Source organism: Parahoeflea alexandrii, assembly GCF_024105735.1.
Classification (GTDB): Bacteria; Pseudomonadota; Alphaproteobacteria; order Rhizobiales; family Rhizobiaceae; genus Hoeflea; species Hoeflea alexandrii.
This window is the reverse complement of the sequence record NZ_JAAAML010000001.1, coordinates 1,216,267-1,237,910: the sequence shown is the minus strand read 5'-3', so window position 1 is coordinate 1,237,910 and position 21,644 is coordinate 1,216,267. Positions and strand designations below refer to the sequence as shown.

Sequence of the window (21,644 nt, the reverse complement as noted above, 5' to 3'; positions counted from 1 at the left end):
GTCATATGTTACAAGTTGGTATTGACATACTTCAAACCTGTAACATATAACGGACTCAACATCGGAGGACGTCAGCCATGTACAGTCAGGGCCTTATCGGCGCGGATTCAAGCACCACGGAATCGGAAGAGTTTCTCGCAACCTTCCAGGCGCGGATCGACCGCGAGGAAAAGATCGAACCCAACGACCCGATGCCCGAAGGCTACCGCCGCACGCTGGTCCGCCAGATCGGCCAGCATGCGCATTCGGAAATCGTCGGCATGCTGCCCGAGGGCAACTGGATCACCCGCGCGCCGTCGCTCCGCCGCAAGATCGCGCTGCTCGCCAAGGTGCAGGACGAAGGCGGCCACGGCCTCTATCTCTATTCCGCCGCCGAGACGCTGGGCGTCTCCCGCGAGCAGATGACCGAGGAGCTTCTGTCGGGCAAGGCCAAGTACTCCTCCATCTTCAATTACCCGACGCCGACCTGGGCCGACATCGGTGCCATCGGCTGGCTGGTCGATGGCGCGGCGATCATGAACCAGATCCCGCTCTGCCGCTGCTCTTTCGGCCCCTATGCCCGCGCCATGATCCGCGTCTGCAAGGAAGAAAGCTTCCACCAGCGCCAGGGCTACGAGATCATGATGACGCTCGCCCGCGGCTCGGAAGAGCAGAAGCAGATGGCACAGGACGCGCTCGATCGCTGGTGGTGGCCGTCGCTGATGATGTTCGGTCCCTCAGACACCGACAGCACCAATTCCGACCAGTCGATGAAATGGAAGATCAAGCGCTTCTCCAACGACGAGTTGCGCCAGAAGTTCATCACCGCCACCGTGCCGCAGGCCGAATATCTCGGCCTCACCGTTCCCGATCCGGATCTCAAGTGGAACGAGGAGACCAAGCTCTACGACCACGGCGAGATCGACTGGGCCGAGTTTAAGGCAGTGGTGTCCGGAAACGGCCAGATGAACCGCGACCGCATCCGAGACCGCAACAAGGCCTGGGACGACGGTGCCTGGGTGCGCGAGGCCGCCCTCGCCCACGCCAAGAAACGCGCAGACAATCAGCATATCGCCCGGGAGGCCGCAGAATGACCGACAAGCACGACCTTACGCCGCTCTGGGAAGTCTTCATCCGCCCGCGCAACGGCCTGCACCACCGCCATGTCGGCTCGCTGCATGCCGCCGATTCAGCGCTTGCGCTTCAGGCCGCCCGCGATGTCTACACGCGCCGCGGCGAAGGCAACTCGATCTGGGTGGTCCGCTCGTCCGATATCGCCGCCTCCGATCCGTCCTTTGCCGAACCGAATTTCGAGCCCGCCGACGACAAGATCTACCGTCACCCGACCTTCTACGACATTCCCGATGAAGTGGGGCACATGTGATGGCCGCGCCGGAAACCTGCGTCCCCGCCATCCTCGAAATCGCCGATGACTGCCTGATCCTCGGCCATCGCCTGTCGGAATGGTGCGGCCATGCGCCGATCCTGGAAGAGGAACTGGCGCTTGCCAATATGGGTCTCGACTTGCTCGGCCAGGCCAGCGCGCTCTATGCCCATGCCGGCAAGCTCGAGGGCAAGGGCCGCAGCGAAGATGACTTCGCCTTCCTGCGCCGCGAGCGCGAGTATCGCAATTGCCTGCTGGTCGAACGCCGCAACGGCGACTTCGCCCACACGATGTTGCGCCAGCTCTATTTCGCAGCCTTCATGCAGCCGTTCTGGCGCACGGTCGCCGCCACTTCGTCGGACGAGACATTGCGCGGCATCGCCGCCAAGGCCGAGAAGGAAATGGCCTATCATTTGCGCCATTCCGGCGAATGGGTGATCCGCATGGGCGACGGTTCGGATGAGAGCGCTGCGCGCATGGCGGACGCCGTGATCGAACTGCACCGCTACACCGGCGAATTGTTCATGGCCTCGCCGGCCCGGGCTGCGGCCATCGCCGACGGCCTGCTGCCCGACCCGGACACCTTGCGCGCCGAGTGGGACGAGACCGTCGCCACGGTGTTCAACGCCGCCAAACTCGAGCTGCCGGAGATCCGCGTCATGCAGAAGGGCGGCCGCGACGGCAACCATGGCGAGGACATGGGTCACCTTCTGGCCGAGTTGCAGTTCATGCAGCGCGCCTATCCCGGCCATACGTGGTGACCACCGTGAGCCAGTCACCGACCATGAGCGAAGGCCGGGACAATGGTGCGCGCAACGACGTTGCCGATTTCGAGCTCGCCCGCGCGCTCGAGGTGGCAAGCGGCGTGCCTGATCCGGAAGTGCCGTGCGTCACCGTTGCCGATCTCGGCATCCTGCGTTCGGTCACCCGTGATGACGCGGGCCTTATCGTGGTCAGACTCACCCCGACCTATTCCGGCTGCCCCGCGGTGATCGCCATCGAGATGGCGGTGCAATCCGCGCTGCTCGACGCCGACATCGAGGCCAGGATCGAGCGCGTGATCTCGCCCGCCTGGACCACCGACTGGATCAGCGAGGAAGGCCGAGAGAAACTGCGCGCCTACGGCATCGCCCCGCCGGTGGGATCCTCCGGAGGCCGCCGCGCCTTCTTTGCTGAAGACGTGATCGCCTGCCCGCGCTGCGGCTCGGCGCACACCACCAAGGTTTCCGAATTCGGCTCGACAGCCTGCAAGGCGCATTACCGCTGCGACGACTGCGCCGAACCCTTCGATTATTTCAAGTGCATCTGAGGATCTGACCGATGGCCGCACCCCGCTTCCACACGCTCGAAATCGCCGCTGTCCGCAACGAGACCCCGGATGCCGTGGCCATCAGTTTCGCCATCCCCGAGGACCTCGGCGACGCCTTCGCCTTCCTGCCGGGCCAGTACCTGACGCTGCGCGCTGAGGTGGACGGCGAGGACATGCGCCGGTCCTATTCGATCTGCTCGCCATTGAACGAGAAAGACCGCCGTACAGTCGGCGTCAAGCGCATCGCCGACGGACGCTTCTCGAGCTTCGCCCAGACACTGAAGAAGGGTGACCGCATCGAGGTGATGCCGCCGCAGGGCCGTTTCACCGCCGAGATCGGCGGCGACCATGACTATCTGCTGCTCGCTGCCGGCTCCGGCATCACACCCTGCCTGTCGATCGCCAAGTCGGTGCTGGCCGGCGAGCCGGACTCGAGCGTCACCCTGCTCTATGCCAATCGCAATTCCTCGAGCGTCATGTTCCGCGACGATCTCAACGATATCAAGGACCGCTACACCACCCGCTTCACGCTGCTTCACGTGATGGACGAAGAGACCCAGGACGTCGAGATCATGAACGGACGCCTCGACGCCGAAAAGCTCGAAAACCTGGCGGCTCTCGGCGTCATCGATCCGAAAGCCGCAGACGCCATCTATATCTGCGGCCCCGAGCCGATGATCCGCTCGGCTTCGACCGCCATGGCCGCGCTCGGCGTTGACGAGGACAAGATCAAGTTCGAGCTCTTCACCCCCGCGCCCGGTTCAACCCCGAAGCCCGCCCCGGCCAAAGCCAACGGCGCGGCCAATGGCGCGAAACACGGCGCCTCGGTCGAGATCATCCTCGACGGCGCCCGACGCACCATCGAAGTCGACGCAAGCGCCGACACCGTGCTGACCGCCGCCATGAAAGCCGGGCTCGACCTGCCCTATTCCTGCGCCGGCGGCATGTGCTGCACCTGCCGCTGCAGGATCGTCGAGGGTACGGCCACCATGGACGAGAACTTCTCGCTCGAACCCTGGGAAATCGAGGCCGGCTTTACACTCTCCTGCCAGGCGCGCCCCGACACCGACAGACTGGTGCTGGATTTCGACGCGCAGTAGCAAATCGAGATCCTGCAGGCAGACGGGTCAGCTCAGCCCGGCGCGCGGCGGTTGCGGCCGAGCGCCCAGCCGAGCGCCACGCCGACGGCGAACACCGGCACCCAGATCGGTGCGTCGAACCTCATGTAGCCCAATGCGCTGTCAAGCCGGGTCGAGCCGTCCGGATTGACGCCGGGCGAAACCTGCAGGAAGAACAGCACGGCCACCACCAAGAGCAGCGGAACCAGCGCCAAAGCCACCCCGCGCACGGCACCCCATCGATAGGCGAAGACGAAGCCCAGGATCGCCGGCGCGATAAAATCGGCCAGGAACGCCATCGGATTTTCCAGCCAGAAGCCCATTCCCGTCTCCATCCCATGGCCTGATATGCAGGCGATCGCGCCAGGCTGCACCTTCGACCGCTCACCGCAATTTACGGCCATGCGGGCAAACAGGCAAGATGACCCGCTGGTGAGGCGGCCCGCCTGAGCCCGCCTCACCAGGTCCGGTTCATTCCGGCCTATTTCCCGCCGATGCTTTCGGCCGAGGCCATGCCCGGCGCGTCGGACTTGCCGCCGAGCTTGTCGCGCACGCCCTTCTCGATCTTCTCGCCGGTCTCGCCATCGATGTTGCGCCAGTACTCGAAGGCGCGCTCGAGCACCTTCTCGCTGACCCCGTCGCAGAGATGGCCGACGACACTGTCGACCAGGCGGCCGCGCGCGTCCTCGTCCATCACTTCGCGCACCAGCGCGCCGGCCTGGCTCCAGTCGTCATCATCCTCGCGCAGCGTGTAGGCCGCACGCACCATGTCGCCGTCCGAATGCCAGAGGCCCGCCTCCTCGGGCGCCGGCTGCGCCGCAGGCCCGCCATAGGAATTGGGCGCGTAGACCGGGTCCGAAACATTCTCCGTCCGCCCCGCGCCGTCCTTGGAATAGCTGTGCACCGGGCTCCTGGCGGCATTGACCGGGATCTGCTTGTAGTTGACGCCAAGCCGCGCCCGGTGCGCATCCGCATAGGAAAAGCCGCGCGCCAGCAGCATCTTGTCCGGCGACAACCCGATGCCCGGCACCATGTTGTTGGGCTCGAACGCCGCCTGTTCGATCTGGGTGTGGAAGTCGGTCGGGTTGCGGTTAAGCGTCAGCTTGCCGACCTCGATCAGCGGATAGTCCGCATGCGGCCAGACCTTGGTCAGGTCGAACGGGTTGATGCGGTAGGTCTTGGCGTCCTCGAAGGGCATCACCTGCCATTTCAGCGTCCAGCTCGGATGGTCGCCGTCGCGGATCGCGTTGAACAGGTCGCGGCGGTGGAAATCGCCGTCGGAGCCCGCCAGCCTGTCGGCCTCGTCCTGGCTCAGATAGGCATTGCCGTCGCCCTGGTCAGTGTGGAAATGGAACTTGACCCAGAACCGCTCGCCCTCTTCATTGACCAGCGAATAGGTGTGGCTGGAATAGCCGTTCATCTCGCGCCAGGTCTTCGGGATGCCGCGGTCACCCATCAGGTAGGCGACCTGGTGGGCGCTTTCGGGCGACAGCGTCCAGAAATCCCACTGCATGTCATGGTCGCGCATGTCGTTGTCGGCGCGCCGCTTCTGGCTGCGAATGAAATGCTGGAACTTCATCGGGTCGCGGATGAAGAAGATCGGCGTGTTGTTGCCGACCATGTCGAAATTGCCTTCCTCGGTGTACATCTTGACCGAGAAGCCGCGCGGATCGCGCCAGGTGTCGGGGCTGCCGCGCTCGCCGGCGACCGTCGAAAACCGCATCGCCACCTCGCAGGACGCGCCGGGCTGGAAGATCTTCGCCTTGGTGTAGCGCGACACGTCCTGCGTCGTCTCGAATCGGCCGAAGCCGCCCGAGCCCTTGGCGTGCGGCTGCCGCTCGGGGATGCGCTCGCGGTTGAAATTCGCCATCTGCTCGAGAAGGTAATGGTCGTTGAGCACGATCGGTCCGTCGGGGCCGATGGTCAGCGAATGCTCGTCGCTCTGAACCCGGATCCCGGCATCGGTTGTCGTGTGGGGGGTGGTGTGCGGAATGTCTTGCTTCTTCGTCATGCTGCGCCTCTCCTGTGTCTCAAGCGAGGACAACTCAACCGCTCCGCGAATGTTCCCCCGGCAACCCGAAATTGCCGGCCCGGGCGATGAGGTGCCCGGATGCCGGTTTCGGACGAAGGTTTCGGGCGCCCAGCGGGCCGTCCCCCGCAGCCATCGCCCGACGCCATCGCCAACCGCCATCGCCAGCCGCCATCCGGACAGCCGGAACCGGCCCGCGCGGCACCGCCGCCGGGATGTGGGAAAGGATAGTCCGGAGGGCCGCGCGCGGGCAGTGCCTCAGGTAAGAGGTTTTTAGTGGTGCATGTACGTTATCGTTCAAATGAAACCATTTGAACGCGACATGCACTTGGGTGGCGCTGACAGCGCGCGGCCCGGAACTCACCGGATGGTGTCCCCACCCGACAGGCGTCGGCCTCGCACGCACGTGGAGGTTGGCTTACTCACCCGCCCCTCTTCAGGGCCCTCCACCCGGGTTGCCCCGGCCGCGGCCTGGACGGGCCGCGGGAGATGCTTTGGGCGCGTGTTCCGGCACGGACCCTGACGCGAGAAGATGCGCCATGTCCGCCACAGGCCCGCGCCGGTGATCCACCCCGCCCGTCAGGCAGGCAACAGGACCCCGGCCCGGTGGCTGGCTTTGCACGGCGCTCCCGAAGGAGCGCCGCCCGCCAGCGGAACCACGTTGGCCATCGCCTCCCCCTGCCCGACACGCTGACGTTTGCGCACCAGATCAGGGGGCATTCCCTCCCGCCTGGCTCGAAACGTTCGCGATCCATCCGGCAGCGGGAGCGGACCGAGTCTGCCACGGGGATGGGAGGTGTGGAAAAGATGGGGTGAATTTTGTGGGGAATGGGCGGGATTGCGGGGGTGGTGGGTTGGGAAAGTGCACGAGCCTACCCGACCTCCCGGTCGATAACCTCAGCCTCTCTTGATCGTCATCCTCGGCCTCCGAGCCGAGGAACCATGCTGTCCTTGTTGCATAAGCAACCAAGTAGAGATCATCGTCTGCTACCGCTTTGCGCCGCCACCTCGGTCTTTCGCGATTTTGCACCGAGTACGCGTTTGCAGCATTCGCCATTGACCGCGCTTAAGCCCTGACAAGGCGGAGAGCCGCCATTTGGCATAACTAGAATCGCATCTTGATTTTGCGGAAAGCAGCAATTGCGGCTTACCAAGTTCGTCACTTACATTTCTGTCCAAAATTTAACCCGACTTGGGCCAACACATTTCGATGATGGGCTAGATTTGTTCTGTCTTGCGGCTTTCGGCATGGCAAAATCTTTACTGAAGCTGTCTGCATCTATTCATCTGGACTTTTGATGTGAAAAACCCGGCGCACCATTGATGACGCCCTTGAAGGTCCGACCGTTTCGCTACCAGTGATTTCCTTTGCAACTGCAGAACCTTCAGCTGCAATCCGTTGCAGAGATTCTGACAAACCTCCGACCTCCTTAGTGTTCATAACCATGCGAACAGCCGTGCCTTGGCATCCAGCCTCGACTAAATGCTCGGAACCTTCACTTATGAGAAGGCCGTTATTACCACTGGCCAAGAAGAAGTTACCACCGCGAGCGCACAACCGGCTTAACATGAACAACCCAAAACCGGAGTTTGCCCACGGGTCTTCATAGCTGGCCTTTCTCGATATTGGTTTGCCTGAAATTCCCGGCAAAATGGCTGCTTTAATAGCATCGGCGTCGGTTTCGATTGTCAGATGTGGATTTTCTTTTAGTGTCTCAAGCAATCCGACACCGCAGTCCGCTATGCAAACCTCAATCCGCTGCTTGGTTGGCCAGAATTGAGCGCAATAAAGCAGGCTGGGAGAGCTGCTGTGTTCTGCAATGTTCCTCCCCAACTCGCGAATTGAATATTGAACAACGTCGATCAAATTGGTTTCGGTTGGGTCGCGGATCAAAAGAGCCGCCAGTTTTTGCGCGGCGGCTTCAATCTCATCCTGCACAACCGTTTTGTTCGAGAAAGCCCTCGCTTCCAATTCAGACAGCTTAATTTCTGTAATTGGTGAATAAGTCTCGCTACCAGGGGTAGATCTCCAACGGTTACCTACAGAAATTCCGCAGTGCTGTAGAAAGCCCATATGAATAGCATAGCCCTGATCATGATATTTTTGAGCAAAAACGCGTAGTCTTGGAAACCTCACACGAACTGACTGAATGGTCATTGAAATGTACAACATTCCAAATGGCTCAACCCAAGAGACATTGCCGAAATCAAGCATGATCGCATCCGCGTCGGAGTGATCAATCAACTCTCGTGCGATACGTAGTGACGCCGGAGTATCTACTCTTGCCGGTAGTGTTAGTTGATAAACTGCCATTGCCTTACTCAAAGGCACCATCTGCAAGCGAAATCAGGTAGTCCTTGATTTCTGAAATTTGATCGGCCTTTTCGGGGTTGGCATTCATTAGGTCGTTTGCTTCGACAACTGCTTTTGTTACCGTTGTCCATGGAACTGCATCGCTCGTGGTTTTGCGATAACTCACCCATTGAGCATACTCATCAAGTTGGGTTTCTGTTGCAAATTGAGGTGCTTCTTCGCAGATAATCATATTGCCAATTTCGTGAAGGCGTTGATCTGAGAACTTTGTGACGATCGAAGTACGTTCAGGCCAATCTGAATGATGGAAAAGATTCATGAGGGCGACGTCTTCGTCGGCGAAAAAACCATCGAATATCTGCTCTTCGACGTATGCTGACTTATCCTTTGGCAAATATCGTTGCGGCAAGGCCTCCCCGACGGCTTCGGAAAAGTGGGTGGCATTCACCACCACATTTGCCCGACGTTGCAACTCTTGAAGGTCGGGCCCATTAGGTTTCAAAAAAGCTCCCGGAAGCGTCGGAGGCATGAGAATTGGCTGTTTGTTTGCCTGCGCTACTCGAATCACTTTAGGGGATTTTCCTAGGACCCTAATCAACTGCATTACGCCGAGGTTCACGTAATCATCGGGATTGTGCGCTAGGTCAAAGAGCGCGATTTCCTTCTGATTATCTACGCTCCGACCGATCTCTGCCACAGCAAAGCCAAAAGGTCGACCAAAGTACACGGCTGACATATAGTTAAGAGAACTTCCTTTGAGAAGCTCGTTGATTCCCGCCAAATTCACATTCTTAAGCATTTGGTCCCATACGACGGGAGATGCATCGCGCATGTACTTGGCCAATTCTAGAGTCGCGACAATGTCGGCAAAGGCATCGTGAGCTGTCGATTCATCGAAATCGATGCCGTTCAGCCTTGCCAGCGGACCGAGTCTAAAGCTGGGTTTCCCACCGACTTCAGGTACTGCAATATTCTTAGTGTCATGATGATGTAGCGCGTGCGCAATGATCATCGTATCTGCGCGAGTGTTTCCGTTCTGCAGCGTTAGGTAGGGGGCTTCCAGTGTTCTATAGAAACAACGGCGGAGGAAATCTTCATCGAAATCCAAACTATTGTGACCAATGAAAATTGCTGGAACTTTATCTGAAATCCAAGCCACAATCTGCCGGACCATCTCGTAGTGAGAGAGGTTGGGTTCTTCTAGGTCACTTGGTTTTAAGTTTGTCACAAGCATCGCACCAGGAGAAGGCACAACCTCCGGCCGTCTTCTGCATCGAAGATCGATCTGATCGATTACATTCAGATCATCATCGGCATAAATTGCGCCGAACTGGAGTATTTGGTCGAAAGGTTTTGAGAGGCCAGAAGTTTCTAAATCATAAAATATGAACGGCATCGCAACAACTCTCGCTTTGAGAAACGTATGATTTAACACTAACCTCGAACGAATTTCAGGTCCAGCGGAAAGCGGCGCTAGAGAATCAAGCACTAATTACCAAATTCAAAAATATACAGCTGCGGAGAAGCCTTATCATAAAGACGGCCTCTATTATTTTTTTTACAATACTTTGAACTATTTATGTTGGGGAATTAATTCGGAACACCGCAGAGATCATTGATTGGGGAAACTTGGTTCGAGCCACCAACGTCTGCTCCGTCAATTTATGTTTCAGGTGCTTGCCACCCTTTAAGGCCCGCTTCCAGCCCCATTGAAGCCGTACGTACCCAACGCGCCAACCGCCTGCTCCCATTGCTTACCTTGAGCCCCTCACCCGATCGCTTCGACGATCTTCCTCAGCTCCGCGTTCCGGGCGCCGAGCATCAGCACGTTCTTCAGCGCGGTCTTCGGGTCGGCGGTGCGGAACAGGACGCCGTTGTCGCGGATGTCGCGGTTGATCACCTGGCGGCGGTTTTCGCCGCCTTCCGCGTTTTTCATCGCCACGGCGAAATACATCCGGGAGTAGCCGGGTTTGACGTGGTGGAAGAAATGTTCGCGCGCTGCCTGCTCGGTGATGCTGTCGCCGGCGCCGGCCGCCACAGGCTCCGCGGGGAGGACCACGGCCTTGCCTGCGTCGATGTCGTCCCCACTCTCGGCGCCGATCTCGGCCGAGAAATTGGCGATGTAGAAGCCCCAGGTGACATCCTTGTGGTCGGCGAAATCGGCCTTCGAGGCGGTGACGTGGACGTAGCCGAGATGCGGCGCGGTCGCCAGCGTCTTGTGAAAGATGATCTCGGGAAAGCGGATCTTGCGGTGAAAGCCGTTGAGCCGCTGGTGCGTCTTCCTGCCGGCCTTTTCAAGCCGTTTGCCGGTGCGCTCCGCCACTTCCTCCTCGGTCAGGTAGCGGCGTTCTTCCGCGACCCAGTCGTCCTGCCGGTTGATCCGCCCGGTTCTGAGAAAATTGGTGTGGATCGCCTTGGCGGGAACAAGCGCCTGCCCCTTTGACTTGGCGGCATAGTATCTGAACATCGACATTTCGCGCCCGGGCTCCGGTTTCCTGAGCAAATCTATCGGCTTAAATGGTTAACCAATTGCTTCACCCCTCCCCCCAGAAACGGCCCATGAGATTTGGGCTGGCCCCGCCGAGCCATCGGGCAAGGCCATCGGCCTGCCCGGGGAGCGCACGCCCGGGGCCGGCAGCAGAGGCCGGCGGCAGGCCGGCAGAACCGGTGAATTTGGCGCGAGAACGCGCCGGCGCTGTTCGAGCCCGGAAGGCAGAAGGGCCAGGCCGGTTCGCGCTATCGCCGGACGTGCCCCTACTTTTCCTCGAGCGCCAGATGGATCGCATGGGCGATCATCACGTCGAGATGCGCGCCGCCGCCGTTCTTGAAGACCGTGATCTCTTCGGGCGATTGCCGCCCGGCCCGGCCCTGCACCAGCGCGTGCATGTCGCCCTCAATGTCCTCGCGCGCAATCACGCCCGCGTCCATCGGGATCATCACCTCGCCGATATGGCCGACCGTGGTGGCGAAACTGTCGACGAACAGCCGCCCGCGGGTGAGCGCCGCATCATCGGCCTCGCGCATCGAGGGCGTGTAGGCGCCGACGAGGTCGACATGGGTGCCCGGCGCAAGCATGTCGCCCCTGATCAGCGGCTCGGTCGACATGGTGGCCGAGGAGATCAGCCCGGCGCGGGCAACAGCAGCGTCGAGATCGCGCACCACCTCGGCGGCGATGCCGTCGCGTGTCAGCTGCGCCACCAGTTCGGCGGCGCGGGCCTGGCCCCGGTTCCACACCATCACCCTGTCGATCGACGGCCGCACCGAACGGTGCGCGTCAATCAGCGGCCGCGCCATCGAGCCGGCGCCGACCATCAGCATGGTGGAGACATCCGGCCGCGCCAGGCAGGAGGCGCCGAGTGCGGAATCCCCCGCCGTCTTCCAGGCCGTCAGATCGACGCCCTCGAGCACGGCGACCACGTGGCCGCGCGCCTCGTCAAACAGCAAGACCTGGCCCTGCACCGAAGGCATCGGCGGGGTCTGGGACGGATTGTCCGGATAGATCGTCACCGCCTTGACGCCCGAGGCGAGGCCCGGGATCCAGGCCGTGCGCACCAGCATCTTGCGGCCCGCCTGCTCGATCAGCGAATCGCGCAGATCAGCGGGCTGCATCAGGTGCCCGGCCCTCAGCGCCTCCACCGCGAACGGCCAGGAACAGACCGATCGAATGTCGTCTCCGGTAACAATGCGCATATTCACTCCCTCTCGCTGCAAAACTCTCGCGATCCGGCCCGTCAGGCATGTGCCGGAAAAGGCCCGGGGACCGTTTCCCGACCCGGCCCTGACCCGGCCCCGGCCCGGAAGGCCGGTCGGCCTGCATCTAACTGACCCGGCGCGCCGCTTTCAACCCCGCGCCCCAAACCGGCGCCCGAACTGCGCCGCCCGGGGCGTCCGGTGCACTTGCCCCGGCAAACGGCAACCGGCCGGCAGCGCGCTGCGCCACCGGCCGGACAGGATCTCTGCGGTTGAGGCCGCCTGCTATTTCTTCGTCTGCGTCATCGCACGGCGCGCTTCCTCCAGCGTCTCCTGCATGTTCTGCTGCAGCACCTTGAAGGCTTCCGTCGAGGATTTCTGCGCGATCCCGGCAATCTCGCTGGTGTTCTTGATCGCGGCTTCGAACGAGCGCCTGGCAAATTCGGCCTGGGCGGTCATCAGCGACTGCGGACCGCCGCCACCCTTGACGGTCTCGGCCATGGCCGAGATTTCCTCAAGCGCCTCCTGCACCATCGCGCGCTGCCGCGCCATGATCTCCGAGGCGCCGCTGCCGGCGGTCTTGGCCGCGGTATCGAGCGCCTGCAGATTTTTCTTGTGGCGCTCGACAATGGCCTCGAGGTCGGGGGAAGGAAGCTTCATGTCCTTGCCGAAATTCATGAACATGGAGACCAGGTCGTCGGTGTTCTTCTTGTCGGTCATAAAAGTCCTCCGGGTTGTGGCGGGCCCTCCCGCCGGTTGCTGTGGTTGGCCGCCGCAGCGGCACCTGCGGCCGATCCTATCAGACTTGGCGGCATCACGCCGCCGCCCGTGGCAGGTTTTTTCTCCACCCTTGAATCCATATCGCAACGCACCATTTATTGTGCATCGCACAATTTTTTGCGGTATCACATCGAAGCTTCGTGTCGCAACGAGCGAAGCCGAACCATTGCTCACAACGAGGATGACACCATGACCAAGACAACCAGGACCAACACAAATACAAAGACCAACACCAGCACGTCCGGGACGACGCCGGAAATGGCAGCCGCGGAAGCCGGCCGGATCATCAACGACACGCTCGACGCATTGCGTCCCGGCCTTGACGTGCCCGCCGCCGCACGCGACTTCGTCGCCGCACAGGCCGCAACCGCGCAGGCCCGCGTCGAGGACGCCCGCAAGGGCGCGACAGAACTCAACGCACAGGCCGGCAACGCCGCCATGTCCCTCGCCGGCGCCTATGCCGGTCTGGCCAGAACCATGATCGACATCTCCGCCGCCAATTCCGGCCATGCGCTTTCGGCTGCCGAAAGGCTCGCCACGGCAAAGACGCTGCCCGAGGCCATGCAGATCCAGGCGGATTTTGTGCGCGACAGCGCCAGCGCCAATTTCGATCGCTTCCGCGAGCTGACCGACACCGCCCGTCAGACAGCCTCGGAGGTCGCCGCCACAACGCAGGACTCTGCGCTCAAAGCCTGGAGCCTCACCAAGACGGCCGCCTGATCCAGGTTTCTGACAAGACAGTACAACGACGCCCGGGACGCGACCCTCGCTCCCGGGCGCCTGCACTCAACAGAAGACATTTCCAAGCGATATCAGAAGCTTGCAAACAGAAACGGATTCAGATTGGCATCAAGCTGAATCAGTTTCTTATATGAGCGATCCTGAAATTGCGGGCGCCTCACCCACCACCGGCGGCGGCAGCGCGAAGTCACGGCTCTTGAGCTTGCGGCCGGCGAGCCTGAGCCCGTCGGCGACATTGATCCGCCCGACCGACTGGTCTCCGGCAAACTGCATCTTCGCACCGAAGCGGCGCGCCAGCGCCTTCATCGCGTGGTTCTGCGAACCGGTCATGACGATGATGGTAGAAATGTCATTTTCAGAAGCAGCCCGCAGAAGCGCCTTCAAGAGCATCGTTCCGAGCCCCTTGTGGCGCCAGTCCGACGCCACGGAAAAGGCCGATTCACCCTGCCCCGGTTCAATCCGCCCGCCGGTGTGCAATTCGGCGACCGCCACCAGGTGATCATCGGCAAAGGCGCCGATGACGATGGCTTCGTTCAGCGAGCGGGCGATGTATTTGTCGAGCCATTCGTCCGACACCAGACCGTTGAACCGGTCACGGAAATCCTCGAAGTGGAGTTCGTGAATATGATCGCGGAAGGCACTCGCGTCAGCGGGGCCGAGATACCTCAGCCTGATGTCTTCGCTTAGAGCAACTTGCGGTTCACGCGGTTTGAAAAGAAACTTCAAGAGCATTGTCGACCTCCAACGGTCATTCCTCCCGAAAGATCCTGCCTACGATCTAATGCTGCAATGCAGCAAATGCAACACACATTTATGTGACTAAAGTCATATTCCGTGTTCGCCACTCATGCACCCGCCCCTGCGCTGGCCTCACCGCATTGGAGGGCCGAAAGGGACAGTGCGTCAAGCAAAGCGAGGCGGGACGCGGGTGATCGGATGGAGCTGAACAGTCAAGCAGCCTTGAAACAATTGGTTCGGTGCCAATCAAGATAGTACCGATGTGGTCGCAATCGCGGGTCCTCTGGCACCAGCGCTTTCATGTCCGGCCTCAGAAGATGCGAAACATCATGATTGAGATGCCGGGATCTCAAGATCGTATAGTCATCACTCATCGAGAGCAGGCCACGATCGAACATCCAGTGCACCGTTCCTGACAGCGCGATACCATTCTGCACAGAATCTGGCCCGTCCTTTTCAACAGGCATGATGTGTGCTGCTTCAACTTCTGGACGGCCTTTTCCGTTAATGAGCCTCAAGCCTGTGAATGCACAGCGCCGGTCATAAGCAATCCGAACGTGCTGCCGGAATTTCACATCCCGGAAACGTCGGTTGAGCAACTGCTCGACGAAAGGGCGGACAAGCGGCGTTTGGGGTTGGTCGTCAAATCCAATGCCAGGCTCGACATCATCATAGCGTTCGGGCCAGGGTGTCCGTTCACTCAAACCTGCAGTCAATATGGCATCAAACTCTTCATCACCGATCACTCGAACAGCCTGAACCGCGCGCCCCCCGCTCACCTTGCCATCTGCAAGGATCAGTTTTCGCTCAAAGCCGCCGTTTTCTCGATACCCAACCATCCGATCGAAATCGATGTAGTGATCAAGATCTGCGTAATAATGGTCCGCTCGCAACGGATCCTGGCGGATACCCGTCAAGAGTGCCGTTGCCCAATAGAAACGCCCCGCTTGGCTTCCCAAAGGGCCGTAATAGACGATAGACCGCCCAACAACCTGCTCGACCCTCGAAAGATATTGCCTGGGAAAATGGTAATAGAGTGCTGGCAGGTCGTCATAGGCACTGTCCGCCTTGTGATAGAAAACCGCCGCAACCATTCGAATCGCCCCAAGCTTCGCCGTAGGATCACTCACCGCAGCTTTGGCAAATATTTGCAGAATAACAAGCTTTTGGTGCTGGCTCGCGGCATCTCTGCCACGGAGCATGCCCAGATCGCATCTGTGCGGAAACATGCGCAGCCAAGCGGCCAGAGCCAATCCCAAGGCAGGCCGCCCTTGCGCTGCGCCAGGTCTTGGCCGCTTCGGAGAGCAGATGCGGCCAGCACGAAAAACCGCCGGCGAATGTTTTGCCCTCGAGAAATCGGCGTGCATGAAATCACCGGGCAGCTTGGAAGAAGCCAGCGGCAAAACGGCCCGGCCCCGTCACGGGACCGGGCCAGTCGACTTCAAGGCTTGATGTAGGTGTAGCCCATCTGCTGGAGATGCGAGAGTTCGGCCACGCCGCTTGGCACGATGTCTTCCTCGAACACGTCGAAGAGATCGTCCTGGTAGCTGATCTTGCGGCCCTTGAGCGTATTGTTACAGACATTGATCGCCACATTCTGGCCCTTCAGGCTCAGCACCTGACCCTGCAGAGCCTCATTGGTCTTGGCATGCGATAGCAGGCCCAGGCCGTTGCCGTGCAGCACCACCCGGATTTCCATGTTCTCCGCGCCGACCGCGTTGATGTGGTTCTGGATGTTTCTGAGCGCGCCGCGGTAGGCCTTGTCGTCCTCGCCGCCATTGTAATTGATGTGGTAGACAACCTTCTGCTTGCCATAGCGCTCATTGGCGCTCGCATTGCCGGCAATGGCCAGCACCAGTCCGAGTGTGATCGTGACCGCGGTGAAAAGTCTCGTGAAAAGTCGCATGAGTTCCTCCCGAATGTGACTGTGACGCGCGTCGCTGGGTAACAACGTCGCGCTTCACAGTGTCGCATCAGCAAGGATCGAACTTAACTGGAAGGACTGCGTGTTTTGCGCGTTCTCAGCCTAGGGAAACCCCTTGGTCGTAGCCCAGGCGGGTGGCGATCTGCACCAGATGCGCCATGGTTCCGGCTTCCGTCTTGTGCAGCAGATTGGTCCGGTGAAACTCGACGGTTTTCGGACTGATCCCCAGAGCAACGGCAATCGCCCGGGTCTGCTTGCCGTTGCAGATCAGCTCCAGGATCTCGCGTTCGCGCTGGGTCAGCCGCTTCATCCGGTCCTCGTAGACTTCAAACTCCGCGGGCATGCGCGGTTCAGGCTGATGTGCTGCCGCGGTGGGCGCCGCCACCCGGCGCTGCGAACGGAACAGGGCCGCCGACACGCCCATGACAGCAAGCGCCGCAAGGCCGAACAGGAGCCCCGGCGTAAGCACCGGCGAAGCCGGACTGGAGGCGGTCGCAAGCGCTACCCTTGCCTGGTAGCTTCCAACAAGCTTGCGCGTGTTCTCGTAGGAAAGCGGTGCCGACCACAGGTCGCGCAATCCGTAACGGGCCGAGATCTCCGTCTCCTGGCTTCGCAGCAATGCAAGCAACACCGTCTCGCGCAGTTTCTTGTCAACCTTCGGCAGCGCCGCGAAGGGCCATTCGGAAAACAGCGGACTGCTGGACCTGTAGGGAAAACCGGGATGATCCTGCTGATTGAGAACCCGGAAATCATCGAGTTTGATCTGCCCGTCGCCGGCGAGAATTTCCAGAAGCCCGGCACGGATGATGCCGGCATCAACCTCGCCCCGCGCCACCGCGGCGATCACCTCGTCATGGGGAAACCCCATGAAGCGCAGCGAAGCAAGATCGCGGAACGCATCGACCCCCTGTTTCTGCATCTGGCTCCAGGCGATCTGGAACCCGCCGAACGCATCCGGACTGACCGCAGCCACCTTCCTGCCCTTCAGATCGTTGAGCGAGGCCACCGCGCTGTTTTTCGCAACAATGATCGCGGTTCCGAACCGCGACAAATGCGAACCGGAGAGTTCCGCCCAGCGCTCCCTTGTGGCAATCGCACTGAGATCATGCCGGGCGGAAAGCGCAACATAATGACCGGGATTGGTGATCAGGAAATGCAGTCTTCCGGCTTCGATCTCGCCCTCCACAGATGACAGGGTCACCGGCAGCAGCTCGAACCTCCAGCCATCGACACTGTCACTGAGATAGGCCGAAAGCGGTGTCCAGTCCGCAATTGCGGCCCTGTTGCCGCGATAGGCCAGCACGCCGATGCGCGCCACCGCATCACCGGAGGCACCGACCTCGGATGCGGTCTCCTGCGCCCGGCTGCCGATGGCCGCCAGCAATTGGCATACGAAAATCAGCGCAATGCCCGTCAGTCTCGCTCCATGCAAGGCCTGTCTCCTTCCCGGAGATCATCCTACACATGCAATCTGACGAATACCATCCACCGGAAAAACCCGCGACACGACCCGATCGAGGACGCGAAGGAAAGCGACCGCAGCGCTCGCCCCGATCAATCGATCGGGATTCGCTCGAGTTTCTTCAGCCCGGCCAGCACCTTTTCCGAAGCCACGTTGACCATGTCGATCTCGCCCAGGGCACCTTTCACATTGCCGGCGTTGAACTTCCGTGCTGCTTCGATGCCATGCTGGTGGACAGCTGCGTGCGGCGCCTCAAGCGCGATGAAATCAGAGTTGGAGCCGATGACGGTGTTGCGAAGCCCGTCATACCATTTGCCCAGCCGGCAATTGTGGTGATTGGCAAGTTCGTCCGCCTTGAGCCCCTCCCGCCCGATGATCATGTTGGCCAGACGCCGCTTCCAGATCACATGGTCCGATTGCGCCAGCTTGACGATCTTGTTGGGGAAATTCGCCTTGCCGAGATAGAGCAGCCGCGAGTTGATACCCGCCTGCGCGTCATCCATGCAGTCGACCAGGTTTTCCAGCTGTTCCAGCGAATTGCTGGAACTCATGGCAACGGTACCGATTCCACTGGCGACGCTCTGCGACGCTTCCTTTTGCTGTTCCAGCGCCACCGCGATGTGGTCCGCATTGGCAATCACATCACTGAGTTCCTGAGATGCCTTTGAAAGCGCCGTGCGAAGATTGGCAAGCGCCGCATCGCCATTCTGTGCCGAGGCCCGGCTCGTATCCATCGCGCTCACCATGCCGCTCAGTCCGCTGTGCAGGCGAGTGACGATTTCACCGATTTCCTGTGTTGCGACCGCGGTCCGGTCGGACAGTGCCTTGACCTCGGCGGCGATCACCGCAAAGCCACGACCGGCCTCGCCAGCGCGGGCAGCCTCGACAGCCGCGTTGATCGCCAGAATGTTGGTCTGCGAGGCGATCTTGCGGATGTCGGCGGCAATCGCCGAGATGTTGGTGCCCAGTTCCTCGACCACGCCGATGCCGGCGCTGGTTTCCACCAGCGCCTGGTTGATGGTCGACATGCTCTTGGCAGTTTCGCTCAGAGCCTCTTCGCTGATGCTGCTGGCTTCATTGGCGCGCCGGACATTGTTCCTGATCTCCTCGCCATGCTGCGCCACCTCGTTCACAGTGGCAGCCATCTCTTCCGCAGCGGCAGCAATCCCTTGTGCCTCGCCATCGATATGACGCAGGTCATAGAGCAGCTTGGCCGACATCGCCGCGGTCTCATTGACACTGATCGAGGTCTTGACGACATCGTCAAGCTCGGACGAGGACCGGTCGCGGCAGCGGCGAATAAGCGCGGCAACGGACCGCGACAGTTCATCCGACCCCTGCGGCTCACGCGTGAAATCGTCATTGATGGCCGATTTGATACACTCGAGCAGGGTTTCCGTTTCCGAAACATCCGCCTGAACACTGACACTTGCTGGAAGGCCCACTTCATTCTCCTCAAACCAAGAAACGCGTGGGTTTTCTCCAACCCAAGTTCTCGCTACTCTTAATTAGCCTTTGTTAACCAAAACTTATCGGCAACGGCGGTCAGAACGAGTTTTTTGACGAGCTCGACACCGCCACGCAGCCTATGTGCTCCCGCCGTCGCAGCAGCAGCAACAGGCGTTGATTTCGCGGTCATCAAAAAGCCCATGCCCGCACAAGCAAACCGGCATTCGTGTCGCGGGACGAAGACTTTCGAAGCTCACCGCCAAGCCTCAGGACTTGATGATGGCACCAAGACGGAGCACCAACTTGCGGTCGAACTGATTGTTGCGCTCGAACATCCACCCAAGCGCCTTGCCTGCACTCCAGCCCTGCTTGTAGGGCCGGATCGAGGTCAGCGCATCGAAGACATCGCAGACGGTGCAAATCCGCACCAGTTGGTTGATATCGGCCCCGGCCAGCCGCGATGGATAACCGCGGCCGTCAAGCGATTCATGATGGTGCAGGCAGATTTCCAGCACCTCTTCGGGGATAGCGGAATGGGACTTGAGGATCCGGTGGCCACGCCTCGGGTGGCTTTTGATTGTGGCGCGCTCGGACACAGTCAACGAGCCCTGCTTCTGCAGGATCCCCGTCGCAATCGTCAGCTTGCCGATATCGTGCAGCAAACCGGCAACGATCAGCAGTTCAACGGTTTCAAAATCAAGATCCAGCGCATCGCCGAGTTTTCCCATCAGGATGCTCACCGCCAGCGAATGCTGGAATGTGGTTTCGTCCTTGTGCTTGAGCCGGGTGACCTCGAAGAAGAACGACGACGTCTGATCATCCGCCTGGGTGATTTCTTCCACCACCGGCTTGATGCTTGCCAGGTCGAAGGGATCGCCGGTAACCAGACCGATGAGTTCGGCCTTGAGAATCTTTGTCGAGCGCGCCACCGTGGCCGCGGCCTCGCTGCGTGCCTGCTCTGGCGAAAGAGGCGGGCGCATTTGCTCGGTGGCTGCCCCTTTCGCCAGGGCGCTGCCAACAGCTCCGCGAGCCGTATTGATGAGAACATAATCTGCGGGACTTTTCAGGATTTCCGCCAGTTCATCGTCGGAGTCAAGAATGAAGCGGCGTCTGCCGAAGGACACGACCGGACACTCCACGGCTTCAACATACATGCCTCTTCTGACTTCAGTCTTTGGAATGCGTGTGAGCATTTGGTGACCTGAACAAACCGGATGCATTCTTGCATGCCGTATTATGCATATGTCAGCAGGTATTGCGGAAGCGTGAATTTTAGCATGTTCTTTTTAGGTGGATTTTGTCGGATTTCAGCTTGCTGGCTGCCTGAGGCGAGACTCACGCCTGCAGAATGGTACAAAACGCCGCGAGATCATCTCGCAGCGGCCTTTTCCACGCTGAAACTGCATCTTGCGCTACAGCCAACAAAAAAGGCGGACCCGAGGGTCCGCCCTGTCAGATTTCACCAAGCCGAAGCGCTCAGAAAAACGCCTGAATGCCGGTTTGCGCCCGTCCGAGGATCAGCGCATGAACATCATGCGTGCCCTCGTAGGTGTTGACGGTTTCCAGATTCTGCGCGTGGCGCATGACGTGGTACTCGGCCTGGATGCCGTTGCCGCCGTGCATGTCGCGCGCCATCCGGGCGATGTCGAGCGCCTTGCCGCAATTGTTGCGCTTGACGATCGAGATCATTTCCGGCGCGAAGCGGCCCTCGTCCATCAGCCGACCGACGCGAAGCGAGCCCTGAAGCCCGAGCGCGATTTCGGTCTGCATGTCGGCGAGCTTCTTCTGATAGAGCTGCGTGCCGGCCAGCGGCTTGTTGAACTGGTGCCGGTCGAGACCATACTGCCGCGCCCGGTGCCAGCAGTCTTCCGCCGCACCCATCGCACCCCAGGAGATGCCGTAGCGGGCCCGGTTGAGACAGCCGAAAGGTCCCTTCAGGCCCGACACGTTCGGCAGCAGCGCGTCTTCACCAACTTCTACATTGTCCATGACGATCTCGCCAGTGATCGAGGCGCGAAGCGAGAGCTTGCCGCCGATCTTCGGCGCCGACAGCCCCTTCATGCCCTTTTCCAGCACGAAGCCGCGGATCTCGCCGCCATGGGCTTCCGACTTGGCCCAGACCACGAACACATCGGCAATCGGCGCATTCGAGATCCACATCTTCGAACCATTGAGCACATAGCCGCCATCGACCTTTTTGGCGCGGGTCTTCATGCCGCCCGGATCGGACCCCGCATCCGGTTCGGTCAGGCCGAAGCAGCCGACCCACTCGCCGCTGGCGAGTTTAGGCAGGTATTTCATCCGCTGCTCTTCGCTGCCGTAAGCCTGGATCGGGTACATCACCAAGGACGACTGCACGCTCATCATCGAGCGATAACCGGAATCGATTCGTTCGACTTCACGCGCCACCAGGCCGTAGGAAACATAGCCGGCCTCTGCCCCGCCATACTGTTCGGGAACCGTGACGCCGAGCAGACCCGCCTCCCCCATTTCCGAGAAGATCTCGCGGTCGGTCACCTCGTTGAGATACGCATCCGTCACCCGTGGCATCAGCTTGTCGGCAGCGAACGCCCGCGCCGCGTCGGCGATCATCCGTTCCTCCTCGGTGAGCTGATCAGTGATCAGAAACGGATCCTCCCATTGAAAGGACGATTTCGCGGATTTGATCGATACGGCGGGAGAAACGGACATTGCAAGACTCCAATTTGATCCAGAAGGGCAGCGTTC

Annotated in this window: 21 protein-coding genes; 6 read left to right on the top strand and 15 right to left on the bottom strand. The window is 60.4% G+C overall.

Annotation, left to right across the window (positions count from 1 at the left end; translation table 11 throughout):
- The first annotated feature begins 77 nt into the window (after window positions 1-77).
- The 5 genes from paaA to paaE are packed head-to-tail and all read left to right on the top strand — an operon-like array spanning window position 78 to window position 3,772.
- Window positions 78-1,073 carry a 1,2-phenylacetyl-CoA epoxidase subunit PaaA gene (gene paaA / locus GTW23_RS05650; protein WP_252914965.1) on the top strand — a complete coding sequence of 332 codons (996 nt, stop codon included), beginning with the start codon at window positions 78-80 and terminating at the stop codon, window positions 1,071-1,073.
- The gene (paaB, locus tag GTW23_RS05645) at window positions 1,070-1,363 is read left to right on the top strand and encodes a 1,2-phenylacetyl-CoA epoxidase subunit PaaB (RefSeq protein WP_152008176.1); all 294 of its coding nucleotides are present in this window, start codon (window positions 1,070-1,072) and stop codon (window positions 1,361-1,363) included. The genes paaA and paaB overlap by 4 nt, the downstream gene beginning before the upstream one ends.
- The gene (gene paaC / locus GTW23_RS05640) at window positions 1,363-2,124 is read left to right on the top strand and encodes a 1,2-phenylacetyl-CoA epoxidase subunit PaaC (protein ID WP_252914964.1); all 762 of its coding nucleotides are present in this window, start codon (window positions 1,363-1,365) and stop codon (window positions 2,122-2,124) included. Before paaB ends, paaC begins: the two co-directional genes overlap by 1 nt.
- Before the next feature lie 5 nt (window positions 2,125-2,129).
- A complete protein-coding gene (gene paaD, locus GTW23_RS05635) occupies window positions 2,130-2,672 on the top strand; it encodes a 1,2-phenylacetyl-CoA epoxidase subunit PaaD (protein WP_244615139.1) in 543 nt (180 codons plus the stop codon).
- 11 nt (window positions 2,673-2,683) lie between these two features.
- Complete coding sequence (paaE, locus tag GTW23_RS05630) at window positions 2,684-3,772, top strand: 1,2-phenylacetyl-CoA epoxidase subunit PaaE (protein ID WP_252914963.1); 1,089 nt, start codon at window positions 2,684-2,686, stop codon at window positions 3,770-3,772.
- A gap of 32 nt (window positions 3,773-3,804) precedes the next feature.
- On the opposite strand, the gene GTW23_RS05625 is transcribed toward paaE, so the two are convergent.
- From GTW23_RS05625 to GTW23_RS05590, 8 genes are all read right to left on the bottom strand, one after another.
- On the bottom strand, window positions 3,805-4,113 hold the full coding sequence (locus GTW23_RS05625) for a hypothetical protein (RefSeq protein WP_252914962.1): 309 nt from the start codon (window positions 4,111-4,113) through the stop codon (window positions 3,805-3,807).
- 158 nt (window positions 4,114-4,271) lie between these two features.
- Window positions 4,272-5,801, bottom strand: a complete 1,530-nt coding sequence (locus GTW23_RS05620) for a catalase (protein ID WP_252914960.1) — start codon at window positions 5,799-5,801, stop codon at window positions 4,272-4,274.
- Window positions 5,802-6,398: 597 nt separating this feature from the next.
- Entirely contained in the window at window positions 6,399-6,539 is a 141-nt protein-coding gene (locus tag GTW23_RS05615; RefSeq protein ID WP_252914958.1) for a hypothetical protein, read from the bottom strand.
- Between the two features lie 559 nt (window positions 6,540-7,098).
- Complete coding sequence (locus tag GTW23_RS05610; protein WP_252914956.1) at window positions 7,099-8,133, bottom strand: hypothetical protein; 1,035 nt, start codon at window positions 8,131-8,133, stop codon at window positions 7,099-7,101.
- Between the two features lie 4 nt (window positions 8,134-8,137).
- Entirely contained in the window at window positions 8,138-9,529 is a 1,392-nt protein-coding gene (locus tag GTW23_RS05605; RefSeq protein WP_252914953.1) for an exonuclease domain-containing protein, read from the bottom strand.
- Between the two features lie 372 nt (window positions 9,530-9,901).
- On the bottom strand, window positions 9,902-10,606 hold the full coding sequence (locus GTW23_RS05600) for a DUF6656 family protein (RefSeq protein ID WP_252914952.1): 705 nt from the start codon (window positions 10,604-10,606) through the stop codon (window positions 9,902-9,904).
- A gap of 281 nt (window positions 10,607-10,887) precedes the next feature.
- Window positions 10,888-11,823: an ornithine cyclodeaminase family protein gene (locus tag GTW23_RS05595; protein WP_252914951.1), complete on the bottom strand. Its 936-nt coding sequence runs from the start codon at window positions 11,821-11,823 to the stop codon at window positions 10,888-10,890.
- Between the two features lie 285 nt (window positions 11,824-12,108).
- Window positions 12,109-12,543 (bottom strand): phasin family protein, encoded by a 435-nt coding sequence (locus tag GTW23_RS05590; RefSeq protein ID WP_252914950.1) that lies wholly within the window; start codon window positions 12,541-12,543, stop codon window positions 12,109-12,111.
- 249 nt (window positions 12,544-12,792) lie between these two features.
- On the opposite strand from GTW23_RS05590, the gene GTW23_RS05585 reads away from it, so the two are divergent.
- Window positions 12,793-13,323, top strand: coding sequence for a phasin family protein (locus GTW23_RS05585; RefSeq protein WP_252914949.1), 531 nt, complete (start codon window positions 12,793-12,795; stop codon window positions 13,321-13,323).
- 147 nt (window positions 13,324-13,470) lie between these two features.
- Here the strand turns inward: GTW23_RS05585 and GTW23_RS05580 are convergent, their stop codons facing one another.
- The 7 genes from GTW23_RS05580 to GTW23_RS05550 all read right to left on the bottom strand — a co-directional run bounded on the left by GTW23_RS05580 (window position 13,471) and on the right by GTW23_RS05550 (window position 21,608).
- The gene (locus tag GTW23_RS05580; protein ID WP_152008164.1) at window positions 13,471-14,076 is read right to left on the bottom strand and encodes a GNAT family N-acetyltransferase; all 606 of its coding nucleotides are present in this window, start codon (window positions 14,074-14,076) and stop codon (window positions 13,471-13,473) included.
- Between the two features lie 218 nt (window positions 14,077-14,294).
- On the bottom strand, window positions 14,295-15,449 hold the full coding sequence (locus GTW23_RS05575; protein ID WP_252914947.1) for an HNH endonuclease: 1,155 nt from the start codon (window positions 15,447-15,449) through the stop codon (window positions 14,295-14,297).
- A 74-nt stretch (window positions 15,450-15,523) separates the two neighbouring features.
- The gene (locus GTW23_RS05570; RefSeq protein ID WP_152008163.1) at window positions 15,524-15,988 is read right to left on the bottom strand and encodes a DsrE family protein; all 465 of its coding nucleotides are present in this window, start codon (window positions 15,986-15,988) and stop codon (window positions 15,524-15,526) included.
- A 115-nt stretch (window positions 15,989-16,103) separates the two neighbouring features.
- Window positions 16,104-17,438, bottom strand: a complete 1,335-nt coding sequence (locus GTW23_RS05565) for a PhnD/SsuA/transferrin family substrate-binding protein (protein WP_252914946.1) — start codon at window positions 17,436-17,438, stop codon at window positions 16,104-16,106.
- 122 nt (window positions 17,439-17,560) lie between these two features.
- Window positions 17,561-18,913, bottom strand: a complete 1,353-nt coding sequence (locus GTW23_RS05560; RefSeq protein ID WP_252914944.1) for a methyl-accepting chemotaxis protein — start codon at window positions 18,911-18,913, stop codon at window positions 17,561-17,563.
- 270 nt (window positions 18,914-19,183) lie between these two features.
- Window positions 19,184-20,110 (bottom strand): HD-GYP domain-containing protein, encoded by a 927-nt coding sequence (locus GTW23_RS05555; protein WP_267661720.1) that lies wholly within the window; start codon window positions 20,108-20,110, stop codon window positions 19,184-19,186.
- Between the two features lie 283 nt (window positions 20,111-20,393).
- Window positions 20,394-21,608 carry an acyl-CoA dehydrogenase gene (locus tag GTW23_RS05550; protein WP_290128864.1) on the bottom strand — a complete coding sequence of 405 codons (1,215 nt, stop codon included), beginning with the start codon at window positions 21,606-21,608 and terminating at the stop codon, window positions 20,394-20,396.
- Window positions 21,609-21,644 lie beyond the last annotated feature (36 nt).

Coding starts and splice junctions, on each gene's coding strand:
- GTW23_RS05615 (WP_252914958.1), bottom strand. CDS start 6,539: ATGCCCCCTGATCTGGTGCGCAAACGTCAGCGTGTCGGGCAGGGGGAG.
- GTW23_RS05600 (WP_252914952.1), bottom strand. CDS start 10,606: ATGTCGATGTTCAGATACTATGCCGCCAAGTCAAAGGGGCAGGCGCTT.
- paaE (WP_252914963.1), top strand. CDS start 2,684: ATGGCCGCACCCCGCTTCCACACGCTCGAAATCGCCGCTGTCCGCAAC.
- GTW23_RS05575 (WP_252914947.1), bottom strand. CDS start 15,449: ATGCACGCCGATTTCTCGAGGGCAAAACATTCGCCGGCGGTTTTTCGT.
- GTW23_RS05550 (WP_290128864.1), bottom strand. CDS start 21,608: ATGTCCGTTTCTCCCGCCGTATCGATCAAATCCGCGAAATCGTCCTTT.
- paaB (WP_152008176.1), top strand. CDS start 1,070: ATGACCGACAAGCACGACCTTACGCCGCTCTGGGAAGTCTTCATCCGC.
- paaC (WP_252914964.1), top strand. CDS start 1,363: ATGGCCGCGCCGGAAACCTGCGTCCCCGCCATCCTCGAAATCGCCGAT.
- paaA (WP_252914965.1), top strand. CDS start 78: ATGTACAGTCAGGGCCTTATCGGCGCGGATTCAAGCACCACGGAATCG.
- GTW23_RS05610 (WP_252914956.1), bottom strand. CDS start 8,133: ATGGCAGTTTATCAACTAACACTACCGGCAAGAGTAGATACTCCGGCG.
- GTW23_RS05590 (WP_252914950.1), bottom strand. CDS start 12,543: ATGACCGACAAGAAGAACACCGACGACCTGGTCTCCATGTTCATGAAT.
- GTW23_RS05605 (WP_252914953.1), bottom strand. CDS start 9,529: ATGCCGTTCATATTTTATGATTTAGAAACTTCTGGCCTCTCAAAACCT.
- GTW23_RS05585 (WP_252914949.1), top strand. CDS start 12,793: ATGACCAAGACAACCAGGACCAACACAAATACAAAGACCAACACCAGC.
- GTW23_RS05555 (WP_267661720.1), bottom strand. CDS start 20,110: ATGCTCACACGCATTCCAAAGACTGAAGTCAGAAGAGGCATGTATGTT.
- GTW23_RS05620 (WP_252914960.1), bottom strand. CDS start 5,801: ATGACGAAGAAGCAAGACATTCCGCACACCACCCCCCACACGACAACC.
- GTW23_RS05570 (WP_152008163.1), bottom strand. CDS start 15,988: ATGCGACTTTTCACGAGACTTTTCACCGCGGTCACGATCACACTCGGA.
- GTW23_RS05580 (WP_152008164.1), bottom strand. CDS start 14,076: ATGCTCTTGAAGTTTCTTTTCAAACCGCGTGAACCGCAAGTTGCTCTA.
- GTW23_RS05625 (WP_252914962.1), bottom strand. CDS start 4,113: ATGGGCTTCTGGCTGGAAAATCCGATGGCGTTCCTGGCCGATTTTATC.
- GTW23_RS05595 (WP_252914951.1), bottom strand. CDS start 11,823: ATGCGCATTGTTACCGGAGACGACATTCGATCGGTCTGTTCCTGGCCG.